Below are 21,276 nucleotides of genomic sequence, written 5' to 3'. Positions count from 1 at the left end.
ATGCTCGTGAAACTCCGCCCCAGCACCGTGTACGGGGCCGTCGCGGGAGGCGTGTTCGTCCAGACACCAGGCGAGTCCTTCACCCTCAAACTGCCGGCGCCCCTGGTGGAGCCGGCCTGCGCCTGGATCCGGGCGCTGGAGGAGCCTCGTACGACCGACGAACTCGTGGCGGCGACCGGCAACCCGAAGGCGGCGCCCTTCGTCGAACGTGTCGTGGCGCAGCTGCGCTCCCATGGCGCGCTGGTGGACGCGTACGACGTCCCGCCGGGCGTACCGGAGGCCGCCGTGGCCTACGTGGAGAGCTACAGCGACCGCCCGCAGGAGGCGCTGAACCGACTCGCGGCCGCACAGGTGACGGTCACGGGGCCGACGGCCCTCACGGCGGCGGCCGAGGCGTCGCTCGCCGAGCGCGGCGTGGCCGTGCGCACCGTGGCGGACGGCACCGAGCCGGATACGGGTGAGTGGACCCTGACCATCAGCCAACAGGGTCTCCGCGTACGCCTGGAGCCGGCGGGAGCCCGCCTGTGGGTTGCCTCCTCCGGCCTCGCCGACCCGGTCAGCCGTGCCGCGCTGCGCGCCCGGCTGGCCGTACCGGGGGAGCCCGGTGCGGTGGCCGCCGGACTCGCCGCGGGGCTCGCCGCCGAACAGGCCTTCCGCGAGCTGACCGGACTTGCGGCCGATGGTGCACGCACCGTGCACATCGTGGACTCCCGACCCCTGGGCTGGCGGTCGGTGGAGCTGCGGCCCGCTGCCGGGCCGGCTGACGGGCCCGGCCCGGTGCCCGCTATGAGCGGCCCCGGGGCCGACGAGCTGATCGGCTGTCATCGCCATGACACCCCCGTCGACTGGCCGCAACTACCCGTGTGCGTGGGCCGCGTCGTGCCTGGCCCCGGGCGTCCTGACGCATCGTCGGCCGTGGGCTGGGGACGCACCCGGGGCGAAGCGGACCAGGAGGCGCTGCGGGCGTTCCTGCGCGGTGGTGATCCGGCCGGCGGCGCCGGTGCCACGGAAGACGTGGCCCTGCTGGACGCGGCTTTGCGGCTAGCGGCCGCGGAGCGGGTGGGCGACGCACAGCCGGAGTGGGTCGACGGCGTTGCGGACGAGCGCGCCGAAGACGGCACGGGATGGCGGTACCGGGTGCACGAGACCGCCGTGGGGCTGGTGCTCGCCGAGGCCGAGTACCGGGCCGACGGGGCCGTCACGGAGCGGGGGCCGTGGCGGGGGAGCGCCTGGGGCCTCGACCGGGCCGGTGCGCTGGAGTCGGCGGCGGACTGCGCCCGAGCCCGAGCCCAGCTGTCCCCGCACTCGGCCGAGTTGGCGCGGTCTTTGGGTGTCGACTGCCGGATCGCCGCGGACGTCGCACGGGAACGGCCCGACACCACGGCGGTCGCGACCGCCCTGCTGGGGTACGAGGTCGCCTTCCGCGCCGCGGAACCCGATGCGCTCCTCGGCGCCGCCCCGCTGGCGTGCGGTGTGCTCGTGCGGATCCCGCGAGGTGTGCGATGACTGCCCCGCTCGCGGTCCACGAAGCGAGTCGGCTCCCCGAGCCAGCCGCAGAGGCACTGGGTGAACTCGCCGCCGGATACGGCGCACTGACCATGCTGGTGGCCGGACACGACGCCGCCTGGGAGCAGGAGCAGATGGTGCGGGCCACCGCGCTCGGCGTGCCCCTGCTGCCCGTACGCCTGTGGGGCGCCGAGGTGGAGATCGGGCCGCCGTGGCGGGAGGGCGTGGCAGGCGGCTGCCCCCTGTGCCAGGTGTCCGCGCATCTGCGTACCCGCGGAATCACCGACCCTCCGCGGCGGCTGGCCGCCGGAGCGGACCACGCGGAGGCGGCGCTGCACGCGCTGAGCGCCGCGGTCCGCCTGGCGTGCCACGAACGGCTGCAACCTGGAGAAACGGTACTGGTCTCGCCCCGAGGCAGCTCCCGGCACCGCGTGGCGCCCCAGACCGGCTGCCCCGCATGCGAGCACACCGCCGGCACACCGATCCCGTCCGGCGTGGCCGACAGCCCACACGGGGTGGACCCGGACCTTCACGACGTGGACCTGGACGCGGACATGAGGCAGATCCCGGGACCGGACCTCGCGCTGGAGTCCTTGACCGGGCTCCTGGTCGATGACCGGTACGGCCCGGTGGTGGGGCTCCAGTCCGTCCCGGACAGCCCCGCCTCGCTGGTGGCCGCGGTGCACGCCCGGCACGGATCGGCCGCCGAGGCGGCGGGCTACGGCCGGGGCCGCACCGTCGCGGCCGCGTCCCGGCTCGCCCTGCTGGAGCGGCTGGAGCGTTCCGGTTCGGAAGCCGTGGTGCGCGCCGCCCGACCGCTGCGCCGCGCCTACGACGCACTGCCCGGGCGGGCGCTGGACCCGCGTCGGCTCGGCGTCCTCGCACCGGAGCAGCACGCACATCCGTCGTGCCGGGTCGACCCGTTCGCCCCGGATGACGTCCTGCGGTGGATTCCGGCCCGGGTCTGGGGCACGGCGGACACCTGCTGGGTGCCGCTGGAAGCGGGCTCGTACCACGTGCACCCCGAGCCCCGGCCGGGCCGGAAGTGGGGGCGGGTGCTGTACGAGTCGTCCAACGGCTGCGCCCTGGGCGCCACCGTCGACGAGGCGGCGCTGCACGCGCTGTTGGAAGTCGTCGAACGGGACGCGTTCCTGCTGACCTGGTGGGCCGGGCAGCCGGTCCCGCGCGTCGACTGGTCCTCGGTGTCCGACACCACGGCCCTCGAGCTGCGGGCGGCGATGCGCGCAGCCGGTTACGAGGTGCACTTGTGCGTCATCACCCAGGACGTGCCCGTGCCGGCCGTGTGGGCCCTGGCCGTCAACCCGCGCTCCGCCGAGAAGTACAGCCTCACCACGGCGGCCGCCCACCCCGATCCGGCCACTGCCGTGCGCGCCGCCGTGGCCGAACTGGCGCCGCTGGTCCTGGGGGACGTGGTCACGCCCGACCCCGCCCGCGCCCGTCGGCTGCGTGCCGACCGCTGGAACGTGACCGATCTCGACGACCACATCCAGTGGTACTCGGTGCCCGAGGCGGCCCCTGCCTTCGAGCCGTTCCTCAGCGGTCCGCCGGTGCCCCTGGCCGACGCCTTCCCCGCCTCGCCCCTCCACGGGGCGCGCACGCTGGGGGAGGCACGCGACACGATGCTCGCGCTGCTCACGAAGGCGGGCATGGACGAGGTGCTCGTCGTGGACCAGACAGGGAGGGAGCACCGCGCGGCGGGCCTGCGCGCCGTACGGGTTCTCGTACCCGGATCCATCCCGCTGACCTTCGGTTTCGCCCATCAGCGTGTCTTCGGTCTGCCCCGGCTCCTGGCGGCGACGGGACCACTGGGCCTGTCCCTGGACCGGCTCACGGTCCACCCCTTCCCCTGAACCGGCCTCCCCGTCCCGCCCGCCGGACCCTCCCGTGTCCTGACTCCGAAAGAAGTGGCTGCCGTCCGTGGTCGTTCCTTCCCCCTCCCCCACCTCACCAGGAACCGGCCGACCCGACGACGACCGTCCGGCCGAGCTCCGCACGATCCTGGCGGCCAAGCCGTCCGGTGACACCCGGGTGGACCCCGAAGCCCGTCCCGAGCTGCAGCGGGTGCGCGCCGCGGTCGCCGCACTCGCCGACGGCCCGGCCGGCGGGGTGCCAGCCCGCTGGGACCTGCTGGAGCGCACCCGCTGGCCGGCGGCCGGGCCGCCGGCCGGTGTCTCCTTGCAGGAGATCGCCGCCACCGTCTGCGCCCCGGTCCGTTTCGAGACCGACAATCCGTACAGCGAGCACCGGGCGTACCCGTCGGCCCGCTGCAAGTTCCCCGTTCGGCTCGTCGCCCACGAGGCGGGCGCCGCAGGCTTCCTGATACCCGAGGCATCAGGGACGCTCCGGGTACCCGCTGCGCCGGGCGGGGCGCCGGACCACATCGAGACGTTCTCGCTGCCCGCCGCCCTGCCTTCGTTCTACGGCCCGCTGCGGGCGGTCCTGGCCGGTCTGGAGACCGGCCACGTCCTGGCCGCGACGGCGCTGCTGGGCCGGGCCCTGGGCCGTCCCCTGACGGTCACCGGTCCGACGGACGGCGCACCTGCCTGGACCGCCCCGCTGCCGGGCCCCGCCCTGCCCGGCTACCGGATGACGGACGACAGCAGTGCGCGGCCCCCCGCACCGCCGGACGCCCCCACCACCGCACCGACCTGGAACGAGGTGCTCTGGAATCGCAACAGCGGCCGAGTGCCGCGCGGCGTCTCGGGTTTCACCGGCACCCACCGCACGGTCACGGCACCCGTATGGCGCGACGCCCTGGCCGCGCTCGCAGCCGGTGACCAGAGCCTCGGAGCGCTCCGAGCAGCCCGCTCCGCCCTCCGCCTGTACTGCTGGGTGCGCGATGTCGAAGGCGTGGAACCCGGTTGCCACCGAGTTCACTTCGACGGCTCGGCCCACCGTGTGGGCGACCGCGCGGCCGCGCGCGGCGCGCTGCTCATCGACTCCGCTCCCGCACCCGGGCTGGCCTTCGAACTGAACGCCTGCAACCTGGTCTGGCTGCTCACCGCGGACCCGGGCCTGGCCTGCGAGACGTCACCGGCCCCCGCCCCGCGGATCGCCGCCGATCTGCTGGCAGCGGCCGGCTGGACGGCGCAGCACCTGTCGTACGCCATGGCGGCGCACGGGCTGTTCGCGCGGCCGCTGCGCAGCTACGACGCCGAGCTCGCCGCCCAGGCACTCCGGCTCGACGCGGGCCAGGTGCCGATCTACCAACTGGCCTGCGGCCCCGGCCGATTCACCGAGCCCGCCCTGGACGTACGACAGCCCCCCACCCTGTCCGGCGAAGACGAAGGCACCACATGACCAGTCCCCACCCCAACGCATCCGGCTGGCTGGCCTGGCACGTGCACGTGCCGGCGGACGGCTCCGGGACCGACCGCATCTCCCCGCTCGTGCGGGATAACCTTCCCGCGCTGATCACACCGCTGCGGGAGGCCGGACTGCTGCGCCGCTGGTTCTTCATCCGCTACTGGGAGGGCGGCCCGCACCTGCGGATCCGGCTCCTGCCACAGGCGGGCGCACAGCCGGCGGAACTGGACGCGGCCGTACGGCGGGCCTTTGCCGGTCTGCCGTCGGACGGCCACGCTCCGCAGGAGTACCTGCGCTCCATCGGCGACCTGGCGGCAGCCTCGACCGCGAGTGATCCAACGGTGGACCAGCGTCGGGCGGGCACGGTGCTCGACCCTGGCGTGCACCCGGCGGTCTACGAGCCCGAAACGGCACGCTACGGAAGCGGTACGGCCCTGGAGGCCAGTGAGGCCGCCTTCACGGTCTCCAGCGAACTGGCGCTGCGGGCCGCAGGGTCCCCTCTGGACGGTCTGAGGCTACGACTCCTGGGCGTCGAGGTTCTCCTCAAGGCCGCCGCGCTGTCCGCTCCGGACCCGTCGGCCGGCGATCCCGTCGTACGCCAACTGCGGCGGCACGCCGACTTCTGGCGGCGCTGGTCCGCATCCGCTCCCCGAGAGGTGTTCCCGTCGGGAGAACTGGCCCGGCAGGCGGCCCGATGGGCCGACGTGCTCGCAGGGCAGGGCGGCGTCAGCGCCCGTGCTCTGGCCGAGCGCTCCTCCGCGGTGTCTCCGTGGCTGGAATCGCTCACCGCTCTGCTGCCGCTCGGAGTTGCCTCTCTGGGCGACGATGCGGAAACCGGCCTTCTCCTCTCTCACACCCATATGACGCTGAACCGCCTTGGTATCTTCGTGCATGATGAATTTATTCTGGCGGAGGCAGCCCTGCGGCTCTGGGCCGCGAGCGGGGAAGCGGGCGGCGGGGAATGACTGACGCACCGGACACGCCGCGGCCGGATCTCCTGCGGGTCGGCGGCGTCCACGTCGAATATGACGGCGAGGCCGTGCTCGAGGACGTGAACCTCGCACTGGGACCGGGCCGTTGCCTGGTCTTGGCGGGTGCCAACGGTTCCGGGAAATCGACGCTGTTGCGTGTGTGTGTCGGCCGCCAGCAACCGGACCGGGGCGAAGTGCGCTTCGACGGCGCCCCACCGCGTGAAGTGGACGTGGCCTTCCGCCGCGACGTCGCGCTGCTGCTCGACGGGGCGGACTGCTTCCCGGATCTGACGGTCGCCGAGCACGTGGGCATGGTCGCCACCGCCCACGGCCTCGGCGCGGACGCAGGGCCGGCGGCGGCCCGGGTCCTGGCGGAACTGGGGCTGGCGGAGCAGCTCGACGCCTTCCCCGGCACCTTGTCGGCGGGACAGCGGCAGATGCTCATGCTGGCCTCGGTCCTGGTACGGCCCGCACGTCTGATCGTCGTGGACGAGCCCGAACAGCGGCTGGACGTACGGGCCCGGCGCAGGCTCGCGGCCGCGCTGCGGGCCGCGAAGGGGAACGGCACGGCCATCCTGCTGGCCTCCCACGACCGCGGAGTCGTGGACGAGGTCGCCGACGAGGTACTGCTGCTCGAGCGGGGCCGCACGGCCGCCGTCGGAACGCCCGCCGAGGTGACCGCCGAGTCGGCGGCGTGGCCATGGCGGTGACCGCACGCAGCGCGGGCGAACGGCACGACGCCGCCGATCCGGCGGCCGCCACGGCCGAGGCGATCGCAGGAATGACGGCGGCCCGCCGCGAGCGGGGCTCGGGGCGGCTGCGCTTCGACGACGTATGGACCTGGGCGTGTGCCGCCCTCGCGGTCGCCGTCATGCTCGCCGGCCTGATACAGACGGCGCCGGTCGTAGGACGCTCCCTCGGCTGGTCCGGCGGCGCGACGGCCCGTGCCGTGCTGGTCGGCGCCAACCTGCTGCTGTGGGCCGGCGAACTGGCGGTGTGCACGAGGCTCGGGCCGGTACTGCTCGCCGCCTCCGAGATCACCTGGCTGCTACCGCTGCCCGGTGACCGCGGACGACTCCTGCGGCCCCGCCTGATGCGTGCCGTGTCCGCCGCCTCACTCGCGGGACTGCTCATCGGCACCCTCATGGCCGCCCTCGCGCTCCTGCTCGAAGGACGACCGCGGCTCACCGTGCTGCCCGTGGCCATCGGCGCGCATGTGGCACTGGCCTGTCTGGCCGTGGCCGTGGGGGCATGGGCAGAGGCCCGTCCGGCCCTGGCCCCCAAGGCCCGGGCCCTGGGCATCTGTCTCGCCGTGGCCGGCGGCGTGGTCGTCGCCGCGGGCCCGTCCGTGCCCGCGCTGACGGCGACGGCCGCGTTCTGCGGACCGTGGGGCTGGTCGGGGTGGGCGACGGTAGCGGCGTCCCATGGCGACGCGACCACCTGGGCGACGGCGCTCGGTGTACTCCTGCTCTGTACGGCCGCCGCACTGCGGTCGGCCTTCGAAGTGGCCGGGAGCATCCCGGCCACCGAACTGTCGAGCCGGGGCGGGACCAGTCGGCAGGCCGCCCAGGGTGCGGCCCTGCTGGACCTGCGAGCACTGACGCTGGTGATGCAGTCAGCCGCACGCGCCGGACGGCGGCGCCCACGGCTGCGTCTGCCGCTGCCTCGATCGCGCTGGGCGGTGGGGCCGTGGCGGGACGCCGTCGTCTTCCTGCGCCACCCCGGCCGCTCGGCCGCAGCCCTCGCGGTGCTGGCCGTCGGCGTCACCCAGCTCCAGCTGGTCGCCCACTGGATGCGGGACACCCCGCACGGCCCGGTCGGGCCGCTGCAAGCCACTGCGCTGGGCCTGTTCCTGGTCGTGCCCCCGTATCTGGCCGCGGTCGCCCTGGCCGAACCGGCCTACCAGGACACCGACCGGCCGCGGCGGACGCTGATGCTGCCCGTCTCTCCCGCCGCCCTGGCCGTCGGCCACCTGGTGGTGCCCGTCCTGCTGCTCTGGGCGGCGGCCGCGGCCGCCCGGTCGGCCGCTCTCCTGCCGGGCGCCCCCGCCGGAACGCTCACCGCCTATGCGGTGACGCTGCTCGTCGCGGGGCCGGCGCTGGTGGCAACCGTGCTGGTCGGCGCCTACCGGGGCGCGCCCCGGTACGACCTCCTGGCGCTCTCGCTCGACTGGTACGCCGCCCTGCCGTTCCTGCTGTGGCGACTGGCACCCGCCCTGGCCGCAGGGTTCGTGACCGCCCCCTGGCTCTGGCACACCGTGGCCGGACCGTCCGCCGGTCCGGATGCCTCCGCGGTGCTGTGGCTCGCCGCCCGGTCGACTGTGGTGATCGCCTGGGCGGTCCGCCGGATCACCCGTCAGGCACGCGACTTGCACACGTGAACTGTCCCTGGACCCTCCTCGCAGCCGACATCGCCAGCGATAAGGGCAGCCCGGCCGGCTGTGCTTCCTGCACGGCCTCGGCCGGGGCGATCACGGCTGTCATCAGATGTGTCGGATACACGGAATCGCGCGGCCGTATTTCGGGGATTCCCCGATGGAGGTGGGTGGCTCACCCTGCGAGGATCAAAGGGCATGTGAGCGGCACGGGAGATGCCGTGCGCTAGGGGGGATGTGTCAGTGGCGAAGGGTCAGGCGCCGTCGCCGGTGTCGGCGACGGGCTCCGTGCCTTCGGCGGTGCCGAAGCGCGGCGGGGCGGCCAGTGTGGCGTCCACCAGCCGGGCCAGGGCGTCGTCGTCGTAACCGCCGTCGTAGAAGACGCTGCGGAACATCATCGCTCCCGCCCACATCTCCAGTGTCAGCGAGATGTCGGTGTCCTCGGGGAGATCACCACGGCTGATCGCCCGCTCCATCACCGTGCGCGAACGGGCTCTGCGTGGCTCGATCACCTCTTCGCGCAACTGCCGGCGCAGTTCGGGGTTCTGTGCCGTGTCGGCGACGAGAGCGGGAAGGATGGCCTGCACCTGCGGGGACCCGAAGAAGCTGGCGAGGGCTTCCTTCGCGACGCTCAGCAGCTCGTCGCGGGTGTTCCCGGTCTCGACGGTGGGCACTTCCTTGAGCCTGCTCCGCACCGCGTCGAGGACCAGGGCCGCCTTGTTGGGCCATGACCGGTAGAGAGTGGCCTTGCCGACCTTGGCGCTGACGGCCACCTGCTCGATGGTCAGGCGCGCGTACCCGCGCTTCTCCAGCAGCTCGAGTGTGGAGGCGAGGATGCGTCGCCTCGCTTCGAGGTCCCGGCGGTGAGGGCCGCCTGCGTCCACGACGTTCTGCAAGGTTCGCTTTGTCCCCATTCGCCTCTCCTGCAACGCGTGTTCATGGACGGGTCGGATGTCTGGCCGCCTCGCCGTAGAACGAGTCGGATCGTGTTCATTATGAGCCGCTAGCGCGTCCCGGGAGCCCACTCCGGCAGATAGGGAACCGGGCACGACGGTACGGCGTGCGCAGCGAGCCTCGCATGCCGGGCGGAGCGGGGCGCCTGGCTGGCGCACGTGGACTGGTCCGCTCGCAACGCGCGGAGCGTGCTGGCGCGGCGACGCGTTCCGTCGCGTCTGCTGATGCTCAATCACCTCGCGACCCTGGAATACCGGCCCTACGGCGTCATCGGTGTGATCGGGCCGTGGAACTACCCCGTGCACACACCTGTCGGGTCCATCGCCTACGCCTTGGCGGCGGGCAACACGGTGGTCTTCAAGCCCAGCGAATACACCCCGGCCATCGGGCGGTGGTGATCAGCTGGCTGTACTCCCGGTGAGCGCGCCACGGCGCACTGCCGTGGGAGGACCGGGCCGTGCCCCGTCATCCACCGGCTCGGCCCGTCCGGTGGATGACGGTACGGCTCAGACGCATCCCACGGCCGTGCGGGAGGTGACGAGCCCCATGTAGTCGCGGTGGTCCAGGCCGGTGAGCTCGTGCCAGCGGTCCAGCCGGTAGGTGAGCGTGTTGGCGTGCAGGTGCAGGGCGCGAGTGGGCGCCGCCGGGGCGGGCGGGGTCAGGGGGAGGGGAGGGCCGGAGCCGGAGGAGGGGCCGTGAGCCGGCCCAGTTCACGGTGGCCGCGGACGAGTACCCGGCTGAAGGTGTCGGGGTCCGTGAGGCACAGCACGTGGGAGCCGGGGACGTGCGCCAGCCGAACCGGGGTTCCGGCGCTGCGCACGGCCTCGACGAAGTCCCGTTCACCGGAGCGGAAGAGCCGGTCCCGACGGCCGTTGACGAAGACGACCGGCGTGGTGATGCTCCCGGCCATGGCCAGGAAGTCCCTGCCGGCGAGGTCGGCGACGACTTGACCGAAGCCGCGCACGGCGAGCCCGCCGCGCAGTACCGCGGCACACACCTCGGACGGCAACGCCCTCCGGAACAGCCACCTGTTGAGACGGTCCGCGCGTGATTCCCCCATGGCGCGGAGGACCCGGTCCGCGGTTGCGTACACGCGGCGGACTCCTCCGGTGGTCCGTGCGGTGGCGCCATTGACGAGCAGGCCGGCCGCCCGGCCGGGGCGGGCTGCGCCGTAGGCGAGCGTGGCGTAGCCCCCGAGTGACGAACCGGCGACCCACGGGGAGAGTCCGGTGGCGTCGCGGGCCTCGGCGACCGCCGCGTCGATCTGCTCGACGGCCCCCTCCAGAGTGAAGGGATCCGTGCGCAGCGCTCCGTGCCCCGGCAGGTCGCACGCGGTGATCCTGAAGTCGGGTGCGAGCCGGGCGGCGTACGGGGCCCACATCCAGGCCGACAACCGGATGCCGTGGACGAGCACCAAGGGCGTGCCGTCTCGCGGGCCCGCTGTGTAGAGGCCCGGGCGTCCGGCCGGCCGCCAGTGGGTGTTCACGCCGTATCGCCGGACGCGGGGCGCGGCAGGCCCGATGGATGGGCCCGGCTACGGGCATTCTGCAACATGTACTCCTCCTGAGTTTGCCGCAACGGATTCCACGACACGGAATCGGGTGGATCTCTACCGGGAACCCGTCGACGACTCGGTCCGATGTCGATGTGTGTGCGTCCCATACCGGAAAGGTGAGGCGGGGCAACTGGGCGGAGAGTCCGCCAAAAGCGGCGATGCCGGTGCGGTCCGCCGCCTCGGCGCGTCCATGCGCCGTGCTCGCTCGGCGACCGCCGCTGCCCGCCCGACGACGGCCGGACGTGCCTCCACTCGTCACTCCCGTCGCCGCCGCGTCACGAGGTCGGCGTGTGCGACCATGGCAGGGTCAGAACGATCCGACTCGTTCTACGTTAGGAGTGTCGCCGTGACGCCGTCAAGAGAGATGGGCTGGGAATCTCGGCGTACCCGACGTCCTCGCCGATGGGGACGACGGTCTTCCGCTTTTCTGGCACTCCTCTGTTGCGCCCCACTTCACGCCTGGCTAAGGTCCGGCCGGTCCGGAATCGTGACATCCCTTCGATCCACCCGGGGAATTGTGAACCGTTTATGGAAAGTCGAGGAGAGCGTCCTGGTCGGCGCCTCTGTCGAGGATGTGTACGCCGCGGTCTCGTGCGTGCGGAACATGGGCAAGTGGAGCCCGGAGTGCTTCGCCGTCTGGCATCGCGGTCACGTGGCGCGCGAGGGGACGACGTTCGTCGGGTTCAACCGGAAAGGGCTGCTGGTCTGGTTCACCACGTGCCGGGTGACCCTGTCCGATCGACCCTCCGAATTCGCTTTCCGGGTCACCGCGTTCGGACTGCCGGTGGCGCTGTGGGGCTACCGCTTCCGGTCGGAGGGCGGTGTCACCAGGGTCACGGAGTACTGGGAGGACCTGCGGACGGGCCGAGGTGCCCGGACCGCCGAGTTCCTCGGGCGGGTGTTCACCGGTACGCGCCCGGCCGACCGCGCGGAGGCCAACCGCGCCGGCATGCGCACCACGCTCGGCCGGCTCAAGGCCGCCTTGGGCGGCTGAGGTCAGACCCTGGGTCGACCCGTCAGGCCCCCACGCCGACCCAGGGCCGTCCCGTCGCGCCGCCCAGGTCGGGGGCGCACGGCGCTGCTCAAATACCGTTCAGCAGCAACGAGATCAGTCGGCTCGTCGCCGAGGACGAGGGGAGTACGGGCCCCACGGCAGCGTGAACCTGGGCCGCGAGCTTGCCGACGGCATCGCACGCGGCGCCCAGAAGGACGGCCGTGTGCGGTGGAGCCTGGTCACGTCCCGCGAGGACGCGTGGCGGGTGCTCGACGACCAAGAGGCGGTTGGGCGGTCTGCCGCTGGTACGACCGTCGCGGCTACCACCGTGCGGAGTAGCACGAATTCCAGCCCCTGCGGGCCGCCGAGCCCGTGGCCCCGCAGCTCTCCCGGGACGTCGAGGGCGTGATCGGGGAGATCGCCCCGGAGCCGAGGGCGGCCCGAGCGGGCCGATCGGCGTCCCGTCAGTACGGGCGTGGGGACATGACCTGGGGATCGGCTCCGACGACCTCGAGGAAGCAGCGCGGCACCCCCGGACCGGGCGTGGCGCGCACCGACACCGTGCTCGGCGGATCCGTGGGCAGTTCCACGGGCACGCTGACGGGGTGGTCGTCGTGCGTCGTCGCGTGGCCCGTCTCCTTGCCGTCGACGAGCACCTCCACCTCCACCCGGCGGCCCGTCTGGACGGTGGCACTGACCGAGTGCCCGGCGTGATCGACGTGGAAGTGATGGCGTCGTCTCATCAGGGGGCCTCCCACCGGTCGTCACGGTTGGCTTCCGCGTCTCCAGCGTAACCACGAGCTACCAGGGCGGCATGCCCGGCGGCCGGCCGGTGCCCCCGGTCTCCTCGGCGTACGGGGGCCAGCGCTCGATGCGCGTCCCGGCGAGGTGGTCGGGAACCCCGCGGACCGGCTGGGGCACTTGCGCCGGCACCTGCGCCGGCACCTGCACCGAGGGGTGCGGCTGCGGCTGTGGCTGTGGCTGCGGCTGCGGCTGCGGCCGGGAGCCGGATTCCGCGGGGGCCTGGAGGCTTCCGTAGCGTTCCGAGCGCTGCCAGCGCAGGCGGGACCCGGCGATCGCGGTGAACACGGACTGGATGACGACCAGGTACATCAGCTGGCGGTAGACGAACTGCTGGAGCGGCAGGCTCCACAGCGGCCCGGGCCGCTCGTCGTCGAGGCGGAAGGCGTAGAGGCCCATCAAGACCTGGAGGGCGAGGAAGGCGCACCACAGGCCGATGATCCGGAGGGGGTCGAGGAAGATGAGGCCGAAGACGGCGATGATGTCCACGACCGGGGCGAGCAGCGGCAGCAGGACCTGGAACATCAGCAGGTACAGCAGGCCGCGACGGCCGAGCTTCCCGGCCTGGCCCCGCTGGGTGAGGGCGCCGCGGTGCTTCCACATGGCCTGGAGGGTGCCGTAGCACCAGCGGTAGCGCTGCTTCCACAGTGCGCCGAGCGACGCGGGAGCCTCGGTCCAGGCCTTGGCCCGCTCCTCGTAGACGACGCGCCATCCGTCCCGGCACAGCGCCATGGTCAGATCGGTGTCCTCGGCGAGGGTGGTGTCGCTGACGCCGCCGACGCGCAGGAGGGCCTCGCGGCGGAACGCGCCGATCGCCCCGGGCACGGTGGGCATGCATTCGGCGAGGTCGAAGAGGCGGCGGTCGAGGTTGAAGCCGACGACGTACTCGATGTGCTGCCAGCGGCCGAGCAGGCCGCCGCGGTTGACGACCTTGGCGTTGCCCGAGACCGCGCCGACGCGCCGGTTCGCGAAGGGCTGGACGATCATGCGGACCGCGTCCGGCTCGAAGACGGTGTCACCGTCGACCATGACCACCAGGTTGCAGGTCGCGGCGGCGATGCCGGTGTTGAGCGCGGCCGGCTTCCCGGCGTTCCGCTGGCGGATGACGTGCACGCCGCGCAGGCGCAGGGCCTCGACGATGTCGGCGGTGCCGTCGGTGGAGCCGTCGTCGACCACGATGACCTCCACCTGGTGGTCCGACGCGACCAGGGAGCGGACGGCTGCTTCGATCCCGGCGCTCTCGTTGTAGGCGGGGACGATGACGCTGACGGGTTCGGTGACCGGGTTGCCCCAGGGCTTGCGCCGCATCCGCACGTGGCGGCGGGCGGCGACGAACACCGCCACCGCGCGCAGCACGCTGATCGCACCGGCCGCCCACATCAGCCAGGCGAGCGCTTCGAGGACCCAGTCGCTCGTACGCAGCGCCTGGCTGAGGGCGAGTCCCTGCCACCGGTCGACGGTCGAGGCCGGCCGGGTGGGCGCCGGCAGGCCGACCGCGTCGCCGACGGTGGCGAAGCGGAAGCCCGCGCCCTTGAGCCGGGGGACGAGCTGCTCCAGGGCCGCGACGGTCTGCGAGCGGTCGCCGCCCGCGTCGTGCATCAGGACGACCTGCCCGTCGGCGCCCTTGGGGGTGGCGTTGGCGACGATCTGCCCGACACCCGGGCGACGCCAGTCCTGGCTGTCCAATGTGGTGAGGACCGTCAGGTAGCCCTCTCGTCCGGCCTGGGTGACGGTGGCCCAGTCCGCGTCGTCCAGCGCCCGGTTGGTCGACGAGTAGGGCGGGCGCAGCAGCGGGGTGGTGACTCCGGTGGCGCCGGCGACGACCAGCTGGCTCTCGCGCAGTTCCAGGGAGCGCCGCCATGCGGAGACCGCGCCCAGGTCGGTGTGGGTGAAGGTGTGGACGCCGAGCTGGTGGCCGTCCGCGACGATCTGCCGGGCCAGTTCCGGATGGGCCGCCACCTGCGAGCCGACGGTGAAGAACGTCGCGTGCACGTCGTTGCGGCGCAGGACGTCCAGGATCTTCGGCGTCCAGACCGGGTCGGGACCGTCGTCGAAGGTCAGGGCGATGGTGCGGGGCGCGGGGCCGACCGTCCGCGCGGCGGCGCCGTCGATGACCGGGCCGCCCGACCGGATCTGCGCCGGCACGGCAGCCGCCGCCGACCCGGCCCCGCGCGGTGCGCCGTCGGGCGTCGCGTCGAACATGTGCTTGCTGTAGCCCTGCAGCAGCAGTGCGGCCGAGAGGGTGAGGACGAGCGCGGTCAGCAGCAGCCAGTGGGTGCGCAGGGGGACGTCGCGCACGGTGCTGTGCCGGCCGCGGGGCAGGCGGCGGTTCTTCGACAAGGGGTGTGCTTCCTGCCTGTGGTGGTCCGGGCGGGTCACGGGTGAGCGGTGGGCTTCCCGCCCTGGCCGGGCGGGGAGGTCGGCCGGCCGTGGCCGCCGGATCCGTTCCCCGGCGCCGGACCGCTCCCCTTGGAAGCGGCGGGAGCGGGCCCGGCGGTGGCGCCGGGCCGCCCGTCCCCGGCCGGGGTCTTTCCGGTGGCGCCGGGCGGGGACGGGGACGTCCGGGGCGTGGTGCCGGGCGCGCCCGTGCGGCGTGCGGCGCCGGGTGAGGGGGCGCCCGGCTCGGCCACGGGAGGCCTGCTCTGCGCGTTCTCCGGGACGCGCGGGGACGGCAGGAACGGGGAGCGGAGCGTGGGTCCGCCGAACAGCGAGCTGATCAGGAGCACGATGTACGCGGCGGCGGGGACGACCAGCAGCCAGCCGAGGCGGCGTACCCGGCGCTGGCGCCGGCCGGAGGAGTCGACGAAGACCGGTCTGGGGGCGGGGGCGGGGACGTCCGTGGCGACCGCGGAGATGCGGGGGAGCGGCATCGTGTCGTCGTCCAGGTGAGCCGGTTGTTGCATCGTGGACAGCCTCTACGGGTGGCGGACGAGGAGCGGCGGGGTCACCCGGCGGGGCGAGTGGCCGGTGGGTCCTTGCGGGGCGGGGACGGGGCGGTGGCCGGCGGGCCGGTCGGGCGGGCGGCCGGCGCCCCCGGGCTCCGCGTCGGCCGCGGGGTGCCGGGGCGATCACCTGCCTCGTGCCGGCCGTTCTGCGCCGGTGGTGCGGCGCCGTGAGGGCTGTCCGTCGGCCGCGGAGCCGGCGGGTCGCCCGTCGCCCCGCTCGGACCACCCGCCAGGTCGGGAGGTGCCGCGGAGGACGAGCCGGAGGGCGCGTCGGCGGGCGTGCCCGGGGCCCGCGCGCCGGGTGCCCGGGTACCGGCCGAGGGCGAGTGGCCCGGAGCGCCGTCCTCGGACTCACCGCCCATGACGGCGGGCAGGTGGCCCGTCCCGGCGGCGACGGCGACACCGCCGACAGCGGTGGCCAGCACGGCGACCGCCACCTTCGCGGCGAGGAACACGGCCGGCGTGCGCGCCGGCCGCCTCCTGTGCGAACGGGACGTACAGGACGTACGGGATCTGCCGGACGCGGCGGCCGGGGCGAGGCGAGCCGTCCGGAACACGGCCACGGCCGCCTCCTCGCCGGGCAGTTCGTGCTCGGCCGCGGGAGCGGCGGCGGCAGCGAGCAGCCTCGCGAGGGCCTCGTGGTCGGTACCGGCCCCGACCCCGGCGCCGTCGAGCAGCCGCTCGGCAGTGTCGTGATCGATCCGGTGGGTTCGGTTCGTGCTCATCTCGTGCTCTTCAGCGTCGAAGGCGTCGTCGGTGTCACTCCTGTGGCGAAACCCTTCCCACGCGGCTTCGGCCGGACCTCCCCCTCTGCCCCGTCCGCGCCCCCTCCACGCCCTCCGCTCCCCGGCGGATTCGCCTCTTGCTGTTCGATGAGCTCGGCGAGCTTGCGCAGGCCGCGGTGTGCCGCCAGGCGTACCGCAGCGGGTCTCCTGCCGAGGACGCGGGCGGCGCCGTCCGTGTCCAGGTCCATGACCACCCGGAGCATGACGGCCTCTGCCTGATCGCGCGGCAGCCGGGATATGAGTGCCAGCGCTCCGGCCGTACCGGACGCGGCCGACGCGGCTCCCCCGGTGTCCTCGGGCGGCGGGCCGGCAACCGGCCGACGGCGCAGCAGGTCCAGCGCGCGGTTGCGGCCGATCGTCGAGACCCAGCCGCGGAACCCGCCGAAGTCCCCGCTGAAGCAGACCAGATCGCGGGCCGCCTGCAGCCAGGTCTCGGACGCCACGTCCTCGGCGTCGGCCCCGACCAGCACGGTCAGGTAGCGCAGCAGCCCCGGCTGCACCGCCCGGAACAGCGCCCTGAACGCCGCCTCGTCCCCCTGCCGTGCCGCTCTGATCTCGTCGGACATGGCGTCCGGATCCCGTATGCCACCGGGGACGCCTGCTTCGCTGTCGGCCGGGCCGAACTCCTCCGCACTGTGCACGCGGGACATGATGCGGCATGCGCCCGGGGCGGCTCAGCCGATGCGCTCAGCCGGTCCGCTCAGCAGGTGCGCCCGGTCCGCTCAGTCGCGGTCGATGTGCACGCTCGTGGACTTCACCCGGGCGGTGGCCCGCATGCCGACCTCCAGCCCCAGTTCCTCGACGGCCTCGCGGGTCAGCAGAGACACCACCCGGTGCGGTCCTGCCTGGATCTCGACCTGCGCAGCGACATCGCCGAGCTTGATCCCGGTCACGATGCCGGGGAAGGCGTTGCGGACCGAGGTGTACGGGGCGTCCGCATCCTCGGAGCCTTCCTGGGCGGCTTCCACGCAGAAGGCCGCCAGGTCTGGCCCGTCGACGATGCGGCGCTTGCCGTCCCGGCGGGTCGGGAAGCGGGCGGCGTCCGCCCACCGCCGAGCGGTGTCGACGCTCACGCCCAGCAGCCGCGCCGCCTGTCCGATGGTGTAGGACTCCATGCGCTCACCCTAAGCTGCCGCGGCGCCGGCGGTCAGGGCCGGATGATCCGCACCTGGTAGCTGCCGTTGCGCAGTTCGCCCACCACCGAGACGCTGATGCCCGCCTTCTCGTCGGTGAACGTCTCGCCCGGCCGGAACGGCGCGTCCGACAGTTCCGCGTGCACATTGGGCCGCCGGGTGCAGCCGCCGCTCGCGTTCCCGCTGTCCGACACCGTCACCGGGCCGCGCCCGGTGTCCACGTCCGAGTCCACCTTGTAGACGAGGACGCCTGGCTTGCACACGGCCTCGTCGTTGCCGGCCCGCGTCCGTACCTCCACCGCGTACCCGGTGCTCTCCGACAACGGGACGAAGGCCAGTTTCGTCCCGCCCTCCACCGCCAGCGGCGACAGGACGTGGTCGCTGGCGCCCGACTTCGACGCGCAGCTGATCTGTGAGCCGTCCAGCCAGCCCAGCTTCCACTTGTGCCAGCCCAGCAGGTCGTTGTTGGCGCCCCAGTCCTCGCTCATGATGTCCCAGTGCCCGACCGTGCTGCCGCCGTCGGTGGTGTAGAGGTCGGGCAGTCCGAAGACGTGTCCGTTCTCGTGCGGGAGCACCCGGTAGCCGGTCTCCCGGTAGGTGCCGGAGCCGTCGTCCTGGCGGCTGTAGACGAAGGACGTGTTGGCCAGGGGCACCCCGTCGGCCGTCGGCGCCTCCCCGTTGCCGGAGAAGGTCACCGACAGGACCGTGTCCAGGGCGGAGGGCCCGGCGTTCGGGGTGACCAGGATGTTGATCAGGTCGTACCTGCTGAAGTCCACCTCGGAGTCGGCGGCCTTCGCGATGTGCTCGACGAGCTGCCGGTAGCCCGGTTCGTACGCCGACCCGCGCTCGATCCCGTACGCCGCGAAGGGCATCGGCATCCGCAGCCAGGTCCTTATCGGCGATTCGGCCCGGTAGCTGAGCCGCCCGTAGGAGCTGGTGCGGAACCAGTCGGAGGTCTGGGGGAAGAACTCCGCCAGCCGGTCCAGCGCCGAGCCCTCGCCTTTGGCGTCGGGGAAGTCGATCATCAGGTTCAGTGCCCTGACCTCGCCGGTCGAGCGCGAGTACCCGGGCGGGGTCGGCATGCCCTCGGACATCTGCACGCCCATCGTGCCGGTGATCCGGCACGGCGCGAGAGCCGATTCGGTGGTCGTGGCCACGGGCCCCGCCGCCGAGTGGGTGCGGCTGGATATCCCCGTGCTCGCCGTCGCCGTGACCCCGAGCGCCAGCGCGGTCAGCGCGATGAACGCGCTGGTGCGGCGTGGTCTGCGTATCCGGTGGCGGGTCTGCGGCATGGAGACCGCCTTCGGGTCCGCGGCAGCCGGCCCTGCCCGGTCTGCGCTCTGTTCGCCACCCTCCGACGGCTGCGGCGCGCCCGCGCGTCGGGAGAGGCCGAACGTGAAGGGGCGTGTGGGTCAGGTCACACGGGTGAGTGAAATAACCGGGGATCGGATCCCCGTTTGTACGTGAGTCCGCCCAAGTGGGGACCGGCTCCCCGTTTTGGGCGGGCCCGTACGTGTCACCGAGTCAGGGAGGCTCCGGAATGAAGCGCCACACCACCACCGCCCCGGCGGCCCCGCCCGTCCCGGGCGCGGCCGTGGACCTGGCGCCGACGCCCGCCGGCTCCGCCGCCCCGGCGGCCGACGCGACCCCCGCGACCCGTGTCCCGCGCCCGCGCGCCGACGCCGTCCGCAACCGCGAGCGGATCCTGGCGGCGGCCCGCGAGGTGCTCGTCGAGCACGGCTCCGGCGCCCCCTTCGACGAGGTCGCCCGCCGGGCCGGAATCGGCAACGCCACCCTCTACCGGCACTTCCCGGACCGCCCGGCCCTCGTCCACCACGTCGTGCTCTTCGTCATGGACAAGGTCACCGCCTCGGCCGAGGCCTCCCTCGCCGAGGAGTCCGACGCCTTCGCCGCGCTGTGCCGGTTCACACACGCCGCCGCCGACGAGCGGATCGGGGCCCTGTGCCCCATGCTCGCCGACGACTTCGACCACGACCACCCCGAACTCCTCGCCGCGCGCGGCGCCTTGGAGGCCGCCGTGGAGACCCTGGTGGCGGCCGGCCAGGACGCCGGGCTCGTCCGCACGGACATCGGCGTCGGCGACCTGATGATCGCCCTCTCCCAGCTCAGCCGCCCCCTCCCCGGCACCGCATGCCTCGACGCGGACCGCTTCGTCCACCGTCATCTCCAGCTGTTCCTCGACGGGTTGCGCACCCCGGCGCGCTCCGTGCTGCCGGGTTCGGCCGCCACGCTGGAAGACCTGAGGCAGAAGACCATGTAACGCGCCCAAGCTTCTCGAACTAGCTTTTTTCAGTCATTCCGCACAGTGAAGTGGGTACCCCCATGTCAAAAACAGCCGCGACACCCCCGCTGGCTGCAGACCCCAGCCGCTGGAAGGCACTCGTCTTCATAGCCCTGGCCCAGCTGATGGTCGTCCTCGACGCGACCATCGTGAACATCGCCCTCCCCTCCGCCCAGACCGACCTCGGCATCTCCGACGGCAACCGCCAGTGGGTCATCACCGCGTACGCGCTGGCCTTCGGCGGACTGCTCCTCTTCGGCGGCCGCATCGCCGACAAGTGGGGCCGTAGGAACGCCTTCGTCGTCGGCCTCATCGGCTTCGCCCTGGCCTCCGCCCTCGGCGGCGCCGCGAACGGCGAGGCCATGATGCTGGGCGCCCGCGCCCTCCAGGGTGCCTTCGGCGCACTGCTCGCCCCGGCGGCCCTCTCCCTGCTCGCGGTGATGTTCACCGACGCCAAGGAGCGCGCCAAGGCCTTCGGCATCTACGGTGCGATCGCGGGCGGCGGCGGCGCCGTCGGCCTGATCCTCGGCGGCTTCCTCACCGAGTACCTCAACTGGCGCTGGACCTTCTTCGTCAACATCCCCTTCGCGATCGTCGCGGCCGCGGGTGCCTGGCTGGTCATCCGTGAGCCCGCCGGCGGCCGCAACCGCGCTCCGCTCGACATCCCCGGCGTGGTCCTGTCCACGCTCGGTCTCGTCGCCCTGGTGTACGGCTTCACGCGCGCCGAGTCGGCCGGCTGGTCGGACGCGACGACCGTGGGCATGTTCATCGCCTCGGCGGTCCTGCTGGCGGCCTTCGTGTACACCGAGTCCAAGGTGAAGTCCCCGCTGCTGCCGCTGCGCGTCCTGCTGGAGCGCAACCGCGGCGGTGTCTACCTCTCGCTCGGCTTGGCCGTCATCGCCATGTTCGGCCTGTTCCTCTTCCTCACCTACTACCTCCAGGTCGTGAAGGGCTTCTCGCCCGTCAAGACCGGCTTCGCCTTCCTGCCGATGATCGCGGGCATGATCACGGGCTCCACCCAGATCGGTGCCCGCCTGATGACCCGGGTCGCGCCGCGCCTGCTGATGGGCCCGGGCTTCCTGCTCGCCGCCACCGGCATGCTCCTGCTGACCCAGCTGGAGGTCGGGTCCTCCTACCCGGCGCTGATCCTGCCGGCGCAGCTGCTGCTGGGCCTCGGTATGGGTACGGCGTTCATGCCGGCCATGTCCCTGGCCACGCACGGGGTGAACCCGGCCGACGCCGGTGTCGCCTCCGCCATGGTCAACACCTCGCAGCAGGTCGGCGGCGCCATCGGCACCGCGCTGCTGAACACCATCGCCGCCTCGGCGACCACCGCGTACCTGACCGACCACGCGGCCGAGGCCGCGGCGGGCGGCGCCGCGGCCAAGCTCGTCCAGGCGCAGGCCATGGTCGAGGGCTACTCCTCCGCCATCTGGTGGGCGGTCGGCATCCTGGCCACCAGCTCGGCCATCGCGCTGACCCTGATCAACACAGGCCGTCCCGGCGCGGGCAGCCCGGTGGCCTCGGGCTCCGGCTCCGGCGCTGCCGAGGAAGCCGAGATCAAGGTTCCGGTGATCGCCCACTGACGGGGGCGCCCACCCGGGAATGACTGACCACCCCGCTTGGTTC

Annotated in this window: 19 protein-coding genes and 1 pseudogene; 10 read left to right on the top strand and 10 right to left on the bottom strand. The window is 73.3% G+C overall.

Annotation, left to right across the window (positions count from 1 at the left end; all coding sequences use genetic code 11):
• The 6 genes from OG737_RS11980 (at position 1) to OG737_RS11955 (ending at position 8,184) form a co-directional block, all read left to right on the top strand.
• On the top strand, positions 1-1,506 hold the full coding sequence (locus OG737_RS11980; protein WP_405679747.1) for a hypothetical protein: 1,506 nt from the start codon (positions 1-3) through the stop codon (positions 1,504-1,506).
• Positions 1,503-3,377: a YcaO-like family protein gene (locus tag OG737_RS11975; RefSeq protein ID WP_405679748.1), complete on the top strand. Its 1,875-nt coding sequence runs from the start codon at positions 1,503-1,505 to the stop codon at positions 3,375-3,377. The genes OG737_RS11980 and OG737_RS11975 overlap by 4 nt, the downstream gene beginning before the upstream one ends.
• 67 nt (positions 3,378-3,444) lie before the next feature.
• Positions 3,445-4,827, top strand: coding sequence for a hypothetical protein (locus OG737_RS11970; RefSeq protein WP_405679749.1), 1,383 nt, complete (start codon positions 3,445-3,447; stop codon positions 4,825-4,827).
• Positions 4,824-5,798, top strand: a complete 975-nt coding sequence (locus OG737_RS11965) for a thiopeptide-type bacteriocin biosynthesis protein (RefSeq protein WP_405679750.1) — start codon at positions 4,824-4,826, stop codon at positions 5,796-5,798. The genes OG737_RS11970 and OG737_RS11965 overlap by 4 nt, the downstream gene beginning before the upstream one ends.
• Positions 5,795-6,514, top strand: coding sequence for an ATP-binding cassette domain-containing protein (locus tag OG737_RS11960; protein ID WP_405679752.1), 720 nt, complete (start codon positions 5,795-5,797; stop codon positions 6,512-6,514). Before OG737_RS11965 ends, OG737_RS11960 begins: the two co-directional genes overlap by 4 nt.
• Positions 6,505-8,184: a DUF6297 family protein gene (locus OG737_RS11955; RefSeq protein WP_405679753.1), complete on the top strand. Its 1,680-nt coding sequence runs from the start codon at positions 6,505-6,507 to the stop codon at positions 8,182-8,184. Before OG737_RS11960 ends, OG737_RS11955 begins: the two co-directional genes overlap by 10 nt.
• Positions 8,185-8,432: 248 nt before the next feature.
• On the opposite strand, the gene OG737_RS11950 is transcribed toward OG737_RS11955, so the two are convergent.
• The gene (locus tag OG737_RS11950) at positions 8,433-9,092 is read right to left on the bottom strand and encodes a TetR/AcrR family transcriptional regulator (protein ID WP_405679754.1); all 660 of its coding nucleotides are present in this window, start codon (positions 9,090-9,092) and stop codon (positions 8,433-8,435) included.
• Between the two features lie 189 nt (positions 9,093-9,281).
• Here OG737_RS11950 and OG737_RS11945 point away from each other — a divergent pair.
• Positions 9,282-9,527 (top strand): annotated as a pseudogene (locus OG737_RS11945) (aldehyde dehydrogenase family protein); the annotation flags it as partial.
• A 111-nt stretch (positions 9,528-9,638) separates the two neighbouring features.
• On the opposite strand, the gene OG737_RS11940 reads toward OG737_RS11945, so the two are convergent.
• Positions 9,639-9,752, bottom strand: a complete 114-nt coding sequence (locus OG737_RS11940) for a helix-turn-helix domain-containing protein (RefSeq protein WP_405922415.1) — start codon at positions 9,750-9,752, stop codon at positions 9,639-9,641.
• Positions 9,753-9,790: 38 nt separating this feature from the next.
• The gene (locus OG737_RS11935) at positions 9,791-10,618 is read right to left on the bottom strand and encodes an alpha/beta fold hydrolase (protein ID WP_405679755.1); all 828 of its coding nucleotides are present in this window, start codon (positions 10,616-10,618) and stop codon (positions 9,791-9,793) included.
• A 586-nt stretch (positions 10,619-11,204) separates the two neighbouring features.
• Here OG737_RS11935 and OG737_RS11930 point away from each other — a divergent pair.
• The gene (locus tag OG737_RS11930; protein ID WP_328926167.1) at positions 11,205-11,681 is read left to right on the top strand and encodes an SRPBCC family protein; all 477 of its coding nucleotides are present in this window, start codon (positions 11,205-11,207) and stop codon (positions 11,679-11,681) included.
• A 464-nt stretch (positions 11,682-12,145) separates the two neighbouring features.
• Here OG737_RS11930 and OG737_RS11925 read toward each other — a convergent pair whose 3' ends face one another.
• From OG737_RS11925 to OG737_RS11895, 7 genes are all read right to left on the bottom strand, one after another.
• Complete coding sequence (locus OG737_RS11925) at positions 12,146-12,424, bottom strand: hypothetical protein (RefSeq protein ID WP_328926166.1); 279 nt, start codon at positions 12,422-12,424, stop codon at positions 12,146-12,148.
• 58 nt (positions 12,425-12,482) lie between these two features.
• Positions 12,483-14,822, bottom strand: a complete 2,340-nt coding sequence (locus OG737_RS11920) for a bifunctional polysaccharide deacetylase/glycosyltransferase family 2 protein (protein WP_405679756.1) — start codon at positions 14,820-14,822, stop codon at positions 12,483-12,485.
• Between the two features lie 35 nt (positions 14,823-14,857).
• Positions 14,858-15,385: a hypothetical protein gene (locus OG737_RS11915; protein ID WP_405679758.1), complete on the bottom strand. Its 528-nt coding sequence runs from the start codon at positions 15,383-15,385 to the stop codon at positions 14,858-14,860.
• Positions 15,386-15,426: 41 nt separating this feature from the next.
• Positions 15,427-16,152 (bottom strand): hypothetical protein, encoded by a 726-nt coding sequence (locus OG737_RS11910; RefSeq protein ID WP_405679760.1) that lies wholly within the window; start codon positions 16,150-16,152, stop codon positions 15,427-15,429.
• Positions 16,149-16,862, bottom strand: coding sequence for an RNA polymerase sigma factor (locus OG737_RS11905; protein ID WP_405679761.1), 714 nt, complete (start codon positions 16,860-16,862; stop codon positions 16,149-16,151). Before OG737_RS11905 ends, OG737_RS11910 begins: the two co-directional genes overlap by 4 nt.
• A 72-nt stretch (positions 16,863-16,934) precedes the next feature.
• Complete coding sequence (locus OG737_RS11900; protein WP_328926161.1) at positions 16,935-17,327, bottom strand: TOBE domain-containing protein; 393 nt, start codon at positions 17,325-17,327, stop codon at positions 16,935-16,937.
• A gap of 32 nt (positions 17,328-17,359) precedes the next feature.
• Entirely contained in the window at positions 17,360-18,637 is a 1,278-nt protein-coding gene (locus OG737_RS11895) for a M6 family metalloprotease domain-containing protein (protein WP_328926160.1), read from the bottom strand.
• 248 nt (positions 18,638-18,885) lie between these two features.
• On the opposite strand from OG737_RS11895, the gene OG737_RS11890 reads away from it, so the two are divergent.
• Both OG737_RS11890 and OG737_RS11885 read left to right on the top strand, forming a co-directional pair.
• Positions 18,886-19,626, top strand: coding sequence for a TetR/AcrR family transcriptional regulator (locus tag OG737_RS11890; protein WP_405679762.1), 741 nt, complete (start codon positions 18,886-18,888; stop codon positions 19,624-19,626).
• Between the two features lie 62 nt (positions 19,627-19,688).
• Positions 19,689-21,233: an MFS transporter gene (locus tag OG737_RS11885; RefSeq protein ID WP_328926158.1), complete on the top strand. Its 1,545-nt coding sequence runs from the start codon at positions 19,689-19,691 to the stop codon at positions 21,231-21,233.
• Positions 21,234-21,276 lie beyond the last annotated feature (43 nt).

It is taken from the genome of Streptomyces sp. NBC_00122, assembly GCF_045160845.1.
In the GTDB taxonomy this organism is placed as follows: domain Bacteria; phylum Actinomycetota; class Actinomycetes; order Streptomycetales; family Streptomycetaceae; genus Streptomyces.
This window is presented reverse-complemented; position numbering and strand designations above follow the sequence as displayed.